At 43.1% G+C, this 14776-nt stretch carries 11 protein-coding genes; 1 reads left to right on the top strand and 10 read right to left on the bottom strand.

What is annotated here, in order from left to right:
• Positions 1-208: 208 nt before the first annotated feature.
• Positions 209-2206: a KUP/HAK/KT family potassium transporter gene (locus AC59JO_RS11870; protein WP_413666403.1), complete on the top strand. Its 1998-nt coding sequence runs from the start codon at positions 209-211 to the stop codon at positions 2204-2206.
• Positions 2207-2818: 612 nt separating this feature from the next.
• On the opposite strand, the gene AC59JO_RS11865 is transcribed toward AC59JO_RS11870, so the two are convergent.
• From AC59JO_RS11865 to nuoH, 10 genes are all read right to left on the bottom strand, one after another.
• Positions 2819-4126, bottom strand: coding sequence for an ammonium transporter (locus tag AC59JO_RS11865; RefSeq protein ID WP_413666402.1), 1308 nt, complete (start codon positions 4124-4126; stop codon positions 2819-2821).
• 95 nt (positions 4127-4221) lie between these two features.
• Complete coding sequence (locus tag AC59JO_RS11860; protein ID WP_497305506.1) at positions 4222-5715, bottom strand: NADH-quinone oxidoreductase subunit N; 1494 nt, start codon at positions 5713-5715, stop codon at positions 4222-4224.
• 7 nt (positions 5716-5722) lie between these two features.
• Entirely contained in the window at positions 5723-7708 is a 1986-nt protein-coding gene (locus tag AC59JO_RS11855; RefSeq protein WP_497305504.1) for a DUF4139 domain-containing protein, read from the bottom strand.
• A 7-nt stretch (positions 7709-7715) separates the two neighbouring features.
• Positions 7716-9320, bottom strand: coding sequence for a complex I subunit 4 family protein (locus AC59JO_RS11850; RefSeq protein WP_497305502.1), 1605 nt, complete (start codon positions 9318-9320; stop codon positions 7716-7718).
• A gap of 5 nt (positions 9321-9325) precedes the next feature.
• The gene (gene nuoL / locus AC59JO_RS11845; RefSeq protein WP_497305500.1) at positions 9326-11383 is read right to left on the bottom strand and encodes an NADH-quinone oxidoreductase subunit L; all 2058 of its coding nucleotides are present in this window, start codon (positions 11381-11383) and stop codon (positions 9326-9328) included.
• Positions 11380-11913, bottom strand: coding sequence for a hypothetical protein (locus AC59JO_RS11840; protein WP_413666397.1), 534 nt, complete (start codon positions 11911-11913; stop codon positions 11380-11382). Before AC59JO_RS11840 ends, nuoL begins: the two co-directional genes overlap by 4 nt.
• A 12-nt stretch (positions 11914-11925) precedes the next feature.
• Positions 11926-12231, bottom strand: coding sequence for an NADH-quinone oxidoreductase subunit NuoK (gene nuoK, locus AC59JO_RS11835; RefSeq protein ID WP_497305498.1), 306 nt, complete (start codon positions 12229-12231; stop codon positions 11926-11928).
• Positions 12228-12776, bottom strand: coding sequence for an NADH-quinone oxidoreductase subunit J family protein (locus AC59JO_RS11830; RefSeq protein ID WP_497305496.1), 549 nt, complete (start codon positions 12774-12776; stop codon positions 12228-12230). Before AC59JO_RS11830 ends, nuoK begins: the two co-directional genes overlap by 4 nt.
• Positions 12773-13363: a 4Fe-4S binding protein gene (locus AC59JO_RS11825; protein WP_497305494.1), complete on the bottom strand. Its 591-nt coding sequence runs from the start codon at positions 13361-13363 to the stop codon at positions 12773-12775. The genes AC59JO_RS11830 and AC59JO_RS11825 overlap by 4 nt, the downstream gene beginning before the upstream one ends.
• A 132-nt stretch (positions 13364-13495) precedes the next feature.
• The gene (gene nuoH, locus AC59JO_RS11820; protein WP_413666395.1) at positions 13496-14566 is read right to left on the bottom strand and encodes an NADH-quinone oxidoreductase subunit NuoH; all 1071 of its coding nucleotides are present in this window, start codon (positions 14564-14566) and stop codon (positions 13496-13498) included.
• Positions 14567-14776: the final 210 nt, after the last annotated feature.

Below are 14776 nucleotides of genomic sequence, written 5' to 3'. Positions count from 1 at the left end.
CTCATTTTGATAAGCAACTGTAAAACAAACATCTAAATAAAAATAAATTCCACTGGCACGCTTATTGGCCATGCGGGTTCATAGTACAAATACAATTTAAAATGACATTGTTTATCGCCGCAGCGGCAAAAGTTATAAAATGGACCATAAATTCCATTTCCGCAGCAGGTATCACTTCTTCTTTTTCCCCTAACAATTTATACAATTCATGAATTCGCACGTCAAGCAACTCACTTTTGCAGGTTTAATCGTTACCCTCGGCATTATTTTTGGCGATATCGGTACGTCTCCCCTTTACGTTTTTCAAACTTTACTGGTTGAAGGTGGTAAAGTAAACCCAGCGCTGGTATTAGGTTCCATTTCCTGTATCTTTTGGACATTAACCCTCCAAACCACTTTCAAATACATTGTTATTACACTGCAGGCCGATAACAAAGGCGAAGGCGGCATTTTTTCGCTCTACGCACTGGTTAGGCGCTATGGCAAATGGTTGGCCATTCCTGCAATTATAGGTGCAGGCACTCTATTGGCCGATGGTATCATTACGCCGCCCATTTCCGTAACCTCTGCCATTGAAGGCTTAAATTTGGTACCGGCATTTTCAACGGTGATAGTGCCCGGTAATAACCTCATCCTCATTATTGTAATTACCATTATTTTATTGCTGTTCTTTTTTCAGCAGTTTGGCACCAAGGTGGTTGGCTCGGCATTCGGACCGGTGATGTTGATGTGGTTTATCATGTTAGGCATATTGGGCACTATGCAGGTTGCACACTTTCCATCCATTTTTAAAGCCCTTAACCCATACTATGGAGCCCGCTTACTGATGGATCATCCTAAAGGTTTCTGGCTGCTGGGCGCGGTGTTTTTGTGTACAACAGGCGCCGAAGCTTTATACTCTGATTTGGGCCACTGCGGCAGGCGTAATATCCAGGTAAGCTGGATCTTTGTAAAAACAACCCTGATATTAAACTATCTCGGGCAGGGTGCATGGGTGCTGTCACAAGCGCCTGGCAAAGATTTTACCGGTGTTAACCCTTTCTTTGAAATTGTGCCCCATGCTTTCTTACTACCGGCAGTTGCATTGGCCACAATGGCTACCATTATTGCCAGCCAGGCATTGATCAGCGGTTCTTTTACGCTCATCAGCGAGGCGGTAAGCATGAACTTCTGGCCGCGGATTACCATTAAATATCCGTCAAACATTCGCGGACAAATCTATATCCCGAGCATTAACTGGATGCTATGCATTGGCTGTATCCTGGTGTCGTTGTATTTCCGTACCTCAAGCGCTATGACTGCTGCTTACGGCTTTAGTATTACTATTGCCATGCTCAGTACCACCATTTTAATGTATTACTTTATGCGTTATGTAAAGCATTGGCCGGTATGGCTGGTTACCATTATCCTATGCGTATTTGTAACTGTGGAGTTCTCCTTTTTTGTAGCTAACGCAGTTAAAATATTAAAACGTTTATTCTTTGTAGGATTTGAAGTTGGATTGATCTTTACCATGTACACCTGGTTTAAGGCACGTAAAATAAATAACCGTTTCCTTAATTTTACCGATATCAAAGAAAAGCTTCCGTTGCTGAATGCACTGAGTAACGATACAACAGTAAATAAATATGCAACCCATCTTATTTATTTAACCAAGGCCAATAACAGTAAACAAATAGAAGAGAAGATCATTTACTCTATCATGAGCCGCAGGCCAAAACGAGCCGACACTTATTGGTTTGTACATATTGAACGTACAGATGAGCCTTACACCATGGAATACAGTGTTGACCAGATTGAGCCGGGCAAAGTTATCCGCGTGGAGTTCCGTTTGGGCTTCAGGATCCAGCCGCGGGTAAACGTATTGTTCCGCAAAGTGGTTGAGGACATGGTTGAGCGTGGAGAGATTGATATCACCAGCAATTATCCATCATTAAAACAATATAAAATGGCTGCCGATTTCAGGTTTGTGATCATGGAAAAATTCCTGTCATACAATAACCTGTTCAGTGTATCCGAAGGTTTTATCCTGAACAGTTATTTTGCCATCAAAAAATTGGCCCAGTCTGAAGCTAAAGCTTTTGGCTTAGACACCAGCGAAACACGCGTTGAAAAGATCCCACTGGTAGTAAAGCCGGTTAATAACATCCATATCAAACGGGTGGACGACCCGGTAAACAATTTGGTTGCCGAATTTGCTGATTAAAGTAATCCACCCAACGTCGCTACGCGTGTTGCCCCTCTTTGCTTTGCAAAGAGGGGTTTATTTTTTTAATTTAACTTAAAACCATGTCGAGTAACCACCAGAAAGCCCCCTGGAAAAAATCGTAATGACGTGCAAAATATATTTTAGGGATATTGTGCGGAGGCCGCGTTGGGGATTGCAGTGTAAAGCCCACAGTGTGTGTAGGGAGTGAGGACAGGAAAGGCGAGGACTTGTAACGGAAAGCCAGGGCCGCAGGCAACGCCCATGTTATAAAATCGATTTTAAAAATATATTTAATAATAAACAACTTACAATCACGTCATTATAAGGTACAAGGCAATTGCACGGAGGCATAGCCGCTCTGTATAGTATGCGATTGCCACGCTGCGCTCGCAATGACATTTCTTTTATACCGCATCACTTTTTTTGGCGCAAGTCTTGAGTAGAGGCTTTTGCCGGGCTGACTTGTGACTCCGCAGCCCAAGTTATCCAACGCTTATTCCATCCCACAAAACTTGAGCTAAGACAATAAAGTATTTTGTTCTTAAAACAAAAAATCCGGCCTTTTGGGCCAGAAATTTCTTAGGTTAATTGATTGGTTTGAAAGTATTGTTATAGTTTTTCGCCGTGTTGGCTAAGGTCAAGGCCTTGCTCTTCTTCTTCGGCCGATACCCTTAATGGCGAGATCATGTCGGTGATCTTCAACAGCAGTAACGAACCGAAGAACGCGAATATAGATACGCAGATTAATGCCACCAATTGTACAATAAACAGGTGGGTTTCGCCGAAGAACAAACCGTTACCGGTTGTATTGTTAGCATTTACGTGCTGGCTGGCAAACACACCGGTTAAAAGCATCCCCACCATACCGCCAACGCCGTGGCAAGGGAACACATCCAGCGTATCATCAATTGAAGTGCGGGTACGCCATTCAACAACCAGGTTACTTACCACTGCCGATATGATACCAATAGCCAGCGAGTGCGGCACCGATACGAAGCCTGCAGCGGGCGTAATAGCCACCAAACCTACAACAGCACCGATACAGGTACCCATTGCAGATGGTTTACGGCCAAGCAGCATATCAAAAAAGATCCAGGTAACACCCGCAGCTGCAGAAGCTGTTGTACTGGTAGCCAAAGCAGTAACAGCCAAAGGATTAGCACCAAAAGCCGAGCCGGCATTGAAACCGAACCAGCCAAACCATAGCAAACCGGTACCTATCATCACATAAGTGATACGTGCAGGTGCATGGTTAGCCTCGTTACGACGTTTTAAATATAAGGCAGAAGCCAATGCAGCCCATCCGGCAGACATATGCACTACCGTACCACCGGCAAAATCAAGCACACCAAATTTGGCTAATATACCATCAGGATGCCAGGTGCAATGCGCCAGCGGTGAGAATATGAATATCGAGAACAGTACCAGGAATATGATATACGAGTTAAATCGGATCCGCTCGGCAAATGCACCGGTGATAAGTGCCGGGGTAATAATGGCAAACTTTAACTGGTACATAGCAAATAACAATAGCGGAATAGTTGGAGCAGCCTTCCAGGTTGCATTACCCAGCATGCCTTTCATCATAAAATAAGTTGACGGATTACCGATAAGCCCGTGGAAACTATCGCCAAAAGCTAAGCTGAAACCGAAAATACCCCACATTACCGTAATGATCACCATACAAACAATACTTTGCAGCATGGTTGAGATTACGTTCTTTTTGTTAACCATACCACCGTAAAAAAATGCAAGACCAGGGGTCATGATCAAAACCAGCGCCGTCGACATCAACATCCAGGCAATATCACCAGTATTAAAATTGGGATGACCGGAATCCTTAAAATCAACCGACGGAAAGATGAAAGTAAGGGAAAGTATAACTAAGATCAGGAAAAAAGGGAAATACCTCTTCATGTATGCAGAAAAAATATGTTTTAAATCGGCATGAAAGTTAGTGTTTTTTCTAAAAACAAAAGAAACTAATTCACTTTTGTTAAAAAAAACAGCAACTAAAGATATTTCAGGATAGAATTTGGGAAAATCCCTAATAAAACAAGCAGAAAACTAATAACAATAGCTAAAACAAGCAAATTATATGACCTTTCACTGGCAACTTCAGCATTTTCTGTTCTTTTCAGAAATAAATACAAAGGAATTTTAAGGTAATAAAATAACGATACAACAGTGGTTAAAGCGCCGGTTATCATCAAAGCCAGCAGCCAAATGCTGTGAGTTTGCTCATATGCGCTATAAACGGCCGAAAAGACAAACAATTTACCGGTAAAACCGGCGGTTACCGGAATCCCGGTAAGAGAAATGAGGATAATCACAAAACAAACCGAAGCCGCGGGGTATTTTAAACCCAAACCTTTATAGTTTTCTACATCTTCGGCATCAACCACGTTATTAAAGTACGATGCAAGTGCCAAAGCACCGATATTTGCCAAAGCATACACCGCAAGATAATAGGTAAGTGACGATAAACCCTGTACATTGAAGGTAACTACCGCCATTAAGGCAAAACCCGTATGGCCAATGCTTGAATAAGCCAGCATTCTTTTCACATTGCTTTGCAAAACAGCTGCAAAATTGCCGGCTATCATCGTAATAATACCGATGGCCGATAAAACCATCCCAAAATCAACTCCCTTCCAGTCTACCGAAAAAAGGAACAGGGGCATTACATTTACTAATAATGCAAATGCAGCTATTTTAGGTACAGTTGAAAGGTATGCAGTAACGGGTGTGGGCGCGCCCTGGTAAACATCCGGCACCCAAAAATGCATAGGTATAAATGATAGCTTAAAGCCTATGCCTATCAGCACCAGCATTAAGGCAAAGGATACACTTACCGGGTTCACATTTGGCAGCTGTGCTACGATATTCAACAGATCGAGCGAGCCGCTAAAACCATACAGTAACGAAATACCATATAACATAACAGCCGACGATGCCGCGCCAAACAGTACGTACTTTAAACCGGCCTCGGTGCTTAAAGCAGTTTCTGAGCGATAAGCCACCATCAGGTATGATGCTACGGATACCATTTCGATGGCAAGGTAAACCGACAACAAATTAATAGCCATGGCCATTAAATGTAATCCTAAAACAGACGCAATAGATATAGTGTAGAGATCAGATACTCCCTTAGGGTGGGCTTTCAGCTTATCATCCCAGGTAAAATTCAACAACAGGACAAATGAGAGTATATCGATAATGATCTTAAAGAATACTGCCGAGCGCCTGAGCAGCAGCATACTACCGAAAATAACGTGGTCGCCATCAAGGATCAGGGCCACCTGCTGCAGATCTTTAAACAGAACAAGCAGCAAGCCGGTGCAGGCTATTATTTTACAAAGCTTTACAGATCTGCGCCCAAATATCAGGTCGGTTATCAGTACTACCAAAAACAGCGCGATTAAATAAATTTCGGGCATGAAATAGGGTATGCTGCCAAAAACATTGGTTAACTGAGCTGATATATGGGGGAGCAGATCGTGCATTTATATTTTATTGTACTATTACTGATTGACTTTTAGGGTATTTAACCTGGTATTTTAATTTCACCTTCTTTTCATCCAGCGAATTTAACATGAAATTCCATGAAACCTTGCCTGTTGTTGCATCAGGTTTTGCGCCTGACGTTTCCTGCGCCTCTACTTCGATGTCTTTATTTTGTGAAACCGGCACCTGGTCTTCAACCAATAAATTAACCGATTGGCTTTTCCTGTTTTTTACGTCGATAAGCCAGTTACGGGTTTCTTTTTGGTTTGAACCCGATGATTGACGCATAGCCAAACCTTTCTCCAGCGTACGGGTAACAACAATATTTTTATCTGTGCCTAACGATAGGTTCAGCGTATCGGTAGTAGCATCGGTATTAATAAGCGATTTGCCAATGTATGTACCTTCAAAAAACAGGTTAGCCTCGCCAGAGAGGAAACTATACTTATTCCAATTGGTAAGCTGGGCCGTAAGGAACACATCAGTACTCAGTTTAGGCGCTACATAATACTGGTAGGTAGCATCAATGTTATACTGGCTTATTTCAACCGCATACTGCTTGCCATCGCTTGGTACAGTATAAGGATTGGCGATATTAAACTCAATATTGGTTTGGTTCTCTTCTTTTTTTACTTCGATAGGAATTGTGTTAATCAAAGCTTTCGGCCTTATTGCAGAAACAGCTCCTGTACGCTCACTTCTGTATTCTGATGAAGAGCCATATCCAATCACAACAACTTCACTAAGCTGTCGTGAAGATGGGTTAAGCGCCACATTAATCAGCGGTGCGTTGGCCTGCCTTTCTAATGTTTCATATCCAATAAAACTATAGGTAAGCACCGCATTGGCGTTGGGTAACTGGATACTGTAGTTACCGCCGGCATCACTTACCGCTCCTATTGATGTTCCTTTTACGCGAATGGCAACACCCGGCAAGGCCTGGCCATCATCACTGCTTACTACTCTGCCCATCACTTTTGTTATAGAAGCAGCTGTACCTGAATAATACATGCCGAAGTTAAGATAGGCAGGTGTAAGCTCGGGCTTGGCACCATTTACTGTCGGGTTGCCTGTTGATAAGGTAAGCTTAGCGCTTTTCCAGTCCTCCCCTGTTTTTTGCGATACATTGGCTTTGTAAACAATAGTTATAGGGCTGTTTACATTTTTAGCACGAATGTCATATGTTGGAAACCAGCTTGCATTACGTACCAGATAGCTCAAGGTAAAATTTGCCTGCAATGCTGCTTTTGATGACACCGTTACCAAAACATTACTGGTTGTTTTAACACCAGCCCTGTTAATTTCGGCAATTTGCTTGTCATAACCTTGCAGTTCGTCGTTAAGCAGGTCAATTTGGTCATTAACCACCTGCTGGTTTTTTTTGATCTCGTTTAAACGGGCAGTCTGAAAATCGAGTGTCTGTTTCAGCTTAACCGGATCCAAAGCAACATTGGTACCGTTGCTTATTGGATTTTTTGCTAAGGTATTAGTTTCTTCCTGGTATATGGAGAGCATATTGTTTTGCAACGCAATCTTATTCCTTACCTGCTTTGCTTTTGCTTCTATCGTCTGTATATTTTTTTGCCTGATATCATTATCGGCAAAATCAAGCTCGTGGTTAACCGAAAGAATGGTAAAATCCCCGCCGGCATTTACCTGGATACTCTGTACATCAATGCCCGGCGACAGGTTTTCAAATATCAGCGTTGAAGTGCCGGGACTGATATTCACCAACGCGGTGCGGTTAACCTGTGCCCCGTTTAAAAACACAGTTACTTTTTGAACTTTTGAGGCTACTTTCTGACCTTCATCGGCCCTTGTTGCTGCAGCGATTAAAAATAATGCTGCGGCGATAGATAATTTTTTAAACATAATTTCTTCGGTTAAATACATACCATCTGTTATTTCGCTTAGGCCCGGATTGCCGGGGGCAGCGTAAATAAAAGATGCAGGGGCATGCACTTTTCCATAAATGAATTTATGTTGAAACACTATTTTTTTATTTAGCCTGTAAAAACTGTATCAATGCCAATACCGAATCATTGATTTTTCCAAACACCAATGATGGCATCAAACCTAAAGCAAGGGCTGCGAGGGCAAGCGGTATCAATGCAAGCTTTTCGCGGGTGCTTACATCGGTAAGCGCTATTTTCCAAACCTCGCCGCCTTTAAGTGATACTTTTCCGAAGAACATGCGCTGTAGCGTCCACAGGAAATAGGTGGCACCTAATAAGATCCCTACCGAACCGCAAACGGCCATCCAGTATGGCAGCAAGCCGTTAACCGTTGGCGATTTAAATGTACCGGCCAGTGTAAATGCTTCGGCCACAAATGCCGAAAAGCCCGGCAAGCCCAGGGACGCAAAAAAAGCCACCATCACAAAGGCCGTATATTGAGGCATCTGGGTACCTAATCCGCGGAAATGGTAGATATCCCTGTCGTGTACGCGGTTATAAACCACACCCACCAAAAAGAACAGCATTGATGATAAAAAGCCGTGGCTCACCATCTGCATGACCGCTCCGCTTACACCTTCGGCAGTTTGCGAAGCTATACCCAGCAACACAAAGCCCATGTGCGATACCGATGAATAAGCGATCATCCGTTTTAGATCGCGCTGGGCCAGTGCGTTGCATGCCCCGTATAATATCGATATAACACCAATCAAACCAAGCCAGAAAGCGCCGGACGAGGCAATCTCCGGAAAAATCCCGAGGCAGATCCGGATAATACCGTAGCCACCAATTTTAAGCAGCACACCTGCAAGTATGATAGATACCGGTGTAGGTGCTTCAACGTGTGCATCGGGTAGCCAGGTATGTAAAGGCACGACCGGCACTTTAATAGCGAATGCAATAAACAATACCACAAAGCCAACCGTACGTGCCGGCATCCCTAATATGGTTTGATGTGCCGCCACAGAAAATACCGAACCCGAAGTATAATTAGCCGGGTTCATCATCTGGATAATATTGAAAGTATGACTGCCGGTTGCAGGGTCGTTTACTGACAGGTATAAACCAACCATCACCAGTAACATAAATACCGAACCAAACAGTGTATACAGGAAAAACTTGATAGCTGCATACTCCCGGCGCACGCCACCCCACATCCCAATCAGGAAATAAAGCGGCAGTAACATCAGCTCATAAAACAGGTAAAACAAGAAGAAATCCAGCGCGCAAAATACGCCCATCACGGCCATATCCAACAGCAGGAATAACAGGAAAAAGCCCTTAAGATTACTCTTGATTTCCCAGGAGGCCAGCGTAGCTACCACCATTACCAGTGCCGACATTACCAGCAGTGTTACCGAAATGCCGTCTATCCCTACAAAATAATCTATCTGCAGCTTACCCATGCTGCCCAGGTTAAGACCTATCCACGGCAGTTTTTGTACAAATTGAAACTGCTCTTCATGATTGACCCCCGCCGAAGCCGTCCCTGTTTTGAAATTAAGATAAATATATATGCTGATTCCTAACTGCAAAAGTGTAGCCAGCAGCGTAATATACTTAAAACTACCCCGCTGCGATGATGGTAGCAGCACGATCACCAACGCAAACAGTACCGGTATAAATATAAGTAGGGTTAACAGGTTCATTAAATTCAGATCAGTATTTTTAAAATAAAGATTACCAACACAATGAGCAGCATACTATACAGGTAATACTGCACCTTTCCGTTTTGAAATTTACGTGCAAAATTGCCAATACTTTGTACCAATGCAGCCATCAAATGTAAAAATCCGTCGACAATGTGTTTATCGCTCCAGGCTGTTAAGCTTGCAACCATCCGGCTTGTACGTTCAATTAAGTGGATCAAACCATCTATCACGTTCCTGTCAAACCAAAAGCAGGTTTTACCCAAACCAAGTATAGGCTTTACAATCGCTTTTCTATATATCTTATCCAAATACCATTGGTTATAAGATAAGCGGTAAAAGAAGCCCGTTTGGAGGAATGAGAATGTATTTTGTTTTACGTAGATGGCATAGGCAGCGTACATCACAAATACGCTTAATATGTTCACCCCAATTGGGATAATGGTATGATAAATATTTTCGCGGGCCATGAACTCGGCAGGCTTCAAGCTCTCGAACAGCCATGCTTTTTCGTAAAAGAACGGATTAAGCGAAAATAACGGGAATAAGCTGCAAACCGCCAGTAATATCAACGGAACACGGTATTGCCATCCCCCATCGCTGATGTGAAGTTTGACATCAGGATTGCTCTTCAATAATCGAAACTCACCAAAAAATACTTTTACTATCAGCCTTGATACATAAAAAGCCGTAAGCCAGCTGGTAAATAACGCACATGCGGGAATCAGTTTAAGCCATGCGCTTCTGCCCTCGCTCCATTCAAAAGCCTGGATCAGGATCCCGTCTTTTGATAGATAGCCCGATGTAAGCGGAATGCCAATAAGCGCCAGCGACCCAACAACTGCGGCAATAAACGTTAGCGGCAGTTTTTTACGCAGGCCACCCATGTACTGGATATTTTGCGGATCGATGTCCAGGTCATTCTCCTCCTTTATATGCTGCATTTCATGGATCACTACACCGGCTACCAAAAACAGCAAACATTTAAAGAAAGCGTGCGTAGCCAAATGGAATAAAGACGAACCATAAGCTCCCACTCCCATAGCCAGGATCATGTACCCCAGTTGCGATATGGTTGAATAAGCCAGAACGCGTTTCAGATCGTTCTGCGTTAGCGCTATGGTAGCCGCCATAAACGCGGTAAAACAACCAATAACAGCCAAAACGGTCAACTCACTATCGGTAAACAGCGGGTAAACCCTGCCCAGTAAAAACACCCCGGCAGCCACCATTGTAGCAGCGTGAATCAATGCGGAGACCGAAGTAGGCCCTTCCATCGCATCCGGTAGCCAGGTATGTAATGGGAACTGTGCCGATTTAGCAGCCACAGCCATAAACACGCCAATACAGGCAACATACTGCCATACAGCCGGAATTTGGCCCGAAGCAGAGATCCACAACCCATCGTGAATAACCGATTTAAATACCAGGTTATCATTTATAAAAAGTGTGGCAATATCAAATGTATGGAACTTTGCAAATAGGATAATGATAGCACTTAGCAATCCTATATCACCAATGCGGTTCATGATAAAGGCTTTTTTATTGGCCTGTACGGCCTTATCCCGGGTGAACCAAAAACCGATAAGCAGGTATGATGAAAAACCTACCAGCTCCCACAAAGCATAGAACAACACCAGGCTATCTACCACAACCAATCCCAGCATGCTGAAACAAAAGAAGCTAAGGTAGGTAAAATAGCGACTGTACCTGTCGTCATGCTTCATATATGCCGTAGAATAGATATGCACCGGCAGGGCAATCAGCGATACCAGCAGCAACATCATTACCGAAAGGTTATTAAGCAAGATGCCCGCAAAAACTTTGGTAGTACCAATAGTAAACCACAAGGTTTGGACATGCTGAGGTTGCTGATCCCAAACTGCAGCAAACACCATAGCAGACGATACGCAACCCGCCAAAATAGCCAACGTTGAGATCCAACCTGCTGCTTTACTTTTTACCGGCAGGCAAAAGTTGATCAACGCGGCTAGCAGCGGCGAAGCAACAGCTAAAATAGCATAGCTGATGATGATATCGGTATATGGTAATGAGCTACTCAATTGGTTTTACTATCGATAATTACTGAAGATAAAATGCCGTCGAGTCCAGTGGTAAAGCTTAACTCTGAGTTGAGATATACGGCGTCATCTGAAAACATGTTATAAAGTTTTCCAGTGCGTTCAAAGGATGAAGACCTGTATGCCACCCCATTTATTACAAATGAAAGTTTATCATCATTGTAATGTTCTTTAAGATACTTTTTGTATTCATCTAACAACGCACTTAATCTTTGTTGATAAGCTTTAACAGCAAATTTCTTGGTAACAACTATGATGACTCCGTTTTTTGCCTGAGGACCATATTTTTTTATTCCAGCCCCTGGTTTCATCACGTTGACCTGTAAGATGCTTTTAGGGTCTATTGTACGAAAAGCAGCAGCTTTAATTTTCTTTTCATCCAAAATATAAAGCAGTTCGGCTTTATATTTTGTACCAGCTGTAGTAACTGAAGCAACCTCACCCATATTCGTGTAGGCGGATAATCTCCCAAGGGGCAGTAAAACAGATATAATGAGGAGAATCGTTTTCATATTCATTTCAAATTAATCCCTCAAATTTTTAATCTCATCCGGATCAATGGTTTTATACCGCCGGTAAACATTCAGGATAATAGCCAGTGCTACGGCCGTTGTGGCCGCCGCCAGCACAATGGCAAACAGGGCAAATACTTGCCCCCCGTTGTTTAACTTATCATATTTACCAAAAGCCACAAGATTTAAAATGGCAGCATTCAGCATTAATTCGATACCGATCAACACCTGGATAGAATTACGTTTAGAGACAATCATGTGCATACCGGTACAAAACAGCAATGCTCCTACCAGTAAAAAATCGGTTAGCGTGATCATGTCCTGCCCTCCTTCCGCGATAAATGCGCTGCACCCACCAAAGCCATCAGCAGTAAAACAGAAATAGCCTCGAAAGGCAGCAGGTAAGTGGTCATTAAATTAATGCCGATATTTTCGATGGTGGAGTTGGTAGGCGTTATTTCATTTTTTTGTGCGATAGCCTGCTTTACCCATGGCAGGTTATCGACATCAGCCTTAAGGATAATATTCACAATCACCGCTAAAAACAGTACAGCCAATACAACAGCCGGTACTTTAGCCATATTAATGAATTTCCCTTTCTGACGTTGAATTACATTCAAGGTTTCGCGGCCGGAAAGCATGAAAGCAAAAAGGATGAGCACCAGAATCCCGCCCACGTAAATCACCACCTGTGTTACCGCCACAAAATCGGCAAGAGCAATTACATATATGCCTGCTAATGCAAACAAAGTCACGAAAAATATAAAAATACTCCTGACCAGGTTTTTACTTAAAGCGGCATACAAAGCCGAAGCAATGGCAATAAAACTCATTACATAAAACAGCAAGCGGACTAAGGTCATGCCCCACCCTCCTTTTGTTTCATGGCGGCTAATTTGGCAGCCTGCTTTTCGGCCTGTTGCTTATCAAAAAGCGCACGCTTTTCGGCCGCATCTTCGGGCGTCATATCCGAAAACTGGTAAACCAGGTCGCTCAACTGAAAAACGGTTTTATCATACTGGTTGGTCATGGTGATGCATTCGGTTGGGCACACGATAGTGCACAGGCCGCAGTACATACACTTGGCCATATCAATATCAAACTTGGCAGCGTACAAGCGTTTGGTAGTACCGTCGGATGTTTGGCCGATAGCTTCCGTAGCCTTGATCGATTCAATATCGATGCAATTAACCGGGCAGACCTTAGCGCACAGATCACACACGATACAATCATCCATTTCCACATCCAACTGATAGCGGCCCACTTCAGGTACCGGCAACTGCTGTTTAGGATATTGGATGGTATTGGTACCATGCTCAAGTTGTTTAAAGTAATTTGTAGCACTTACAGGCGCAACCTCCCTTTTTGTGTTACCCACAAAAAGGTGGCGTATGGTAAGACTTAAACCTTTCCATGCAGTTGTAAACGCTTTTATTACTTTCTGAACCATGATTTTTAGGATTTTACGAGGCTCAGGATGTTTCCTTTGCTACCGCTAATTCCTGTTTTTTATTATTTAATTAATTACAAATCTCAATTTTTCTAAATCCGAAATCGAACATCCGACATCCGAAATTAAAAATCACATTAACCACAACCTCCACACACCAGATATCAACATGCAGGCAAAAGCCAGCGGGGTTAATACTTTCCAGCAAAGGTTCATCAGCTGGTCAACCCGTAAACGGGGCAATGTCCATCTGATCCACATTTGTACGGCTACCAGCGCCAGTGTTTTTAATACAACCCATAGTATTCCCCAGGCTACACCGGTTGTCCATGTTGCAAGTTTAAAACCTGCTATATTTGGCAATGGTGTATTCCAGGCGCCTAAAAATAATATTACCGCGATCATGGATACCAGAAACATCATCGAATACTCCGCCAAAAATACCAGTGCAAAGCGGATCCCTGTAAACTCGGTATGAAAGCCGGCTACCAGTTCGGATTCCGCTTCCGGGATATCAAAAGGCGCACGGTTACTTTCGGCCAGTGAAGCTATAAAATAGATCACGAATGCGATCAATAAATGTGGCGCACGGAATACATTCCAGCTAAATAATCCACCTATTTGAGATACATCCCAAAAGCCGGCAAATTTTATCTTTTCAGTCGCCAAAATGCCCTGTTGGGCAGAGATCACCTGCAAATCCAGTGTTTGGGCAATCATCACCACGGATATAATGGCGAACCCTGCAGGAATCTCATACGAAATAATTTGGGCTGCCGAGCGCATGGCGCCCAATATCGAATACTTATTATTTGATCCCCATCCTGCCATCAGGATCCCCAATGTCTCGATAGAGATAATAGCGAAAATATAGTAAAGACCAATATTTGTTTTTGAAGGGATAAGTCCCGGTGCCCAGGGCAATGCGGCAAAACCAAGATATACGGCTATGAATATTACCGCCGGGGCCAGCATAAACAACCATTTATCTGCTGCTGCGGGGATGATCAGCTCTTTCTGAAGCATCTTTAAAATATCGGCCAATGTTTGCAGCGTACCGTATTTACCGGTTTCTGTAGGGCCAAGCCTGTCCTGTATAAATGCTGATATTTTACGCTCGGCATATACACCGAATAAAGCGAAAAAGGCCGAAAAACTGAACAAGCCAATTGCCGCAATAAAATATGTAAAATAATAGTTCAACAGGAATATTTGCTTAAGGGTGCAAACTTACTAAATGTTGAGTTATTTAGAATGATTAAATTATATATTAAGTTGATAGGACTTATTGGGGATTGGTTGATTGTATAGGTGAGTGGTTGGTTAAATAAGATATCTGCCGCGGGTTTAGCGCAGCGTAACCCGTGGTTGGTCATGACTTAAGTTTTTAACTTAAGTCCCACCTGTGTTAGA

The organism is Mucilaginibacter sp. A5337, from assembly GCF_059690695.1.
Note: the sequence above shows the minus strand (reverse complement) of the source record. Positions and strands in the feature narration are given on the sequence as shown.

Bases quoted from the DNA above. Each gene is read 5' to 3' on its own strand.
- AC59JO_RS11870 (WP_413666403.1), top strand. From the start codon at position 209: ATGAATTCGCACGTCAAGCAACTCACTTTTGCAGGTTTAATCGTTACC.
- AC59JO_RS11865 (WP_413666402.1), bottom strand. From the start codon at position 4,126: ATGAAGAGGTATTTCCCTTTTTTCCTGATCTTAGTTATACTTTCCCTT.
- AC59JO_RS11860 (WP_497305506.1), bottom strand. From the start codon at position 5,715: ATGCACGATCTGCTCCCCCATATATCAGCTCAGTTAACCAATGTTTTT.
- AC59JO_RS11850 (WP_497305502.1), bottom strand. From the start codon at position 9,320: ATGAACCTGTTAACCCTACTTATATTTATACCGGTACTGTTTGCGTTG.
- AC59JO_RS11840 (WP_413666397.1), bottom strand. From the start codon at position 11,913: ATGAAAACGATTCTCCTCATTATATCTGTTTTACTGCCCCTTGGGAGA.
- nuoK (WP_497305498.1), bottom strand. From the start codon at position 12,231: ATGATCACGCTAACCGATTTTTTACTGGTAGGAGCATTGCTGTTTTGT.
- AC59JO_RS11830 (WP_497305496.1), bottom strand. From the start codon at position 12,776: ATGACCTTAGTCCGCTTGCTGTTTTATGTAATGAGTTTTATTGCCATT.
- AC59JO_RS11825 (WP_497305494.1), bottom strand. From the start codon at position 13,363: ATGGTTCAGAAAGTAATAAAAGCGTTTACAACTGCATGGAAAGGTTTA.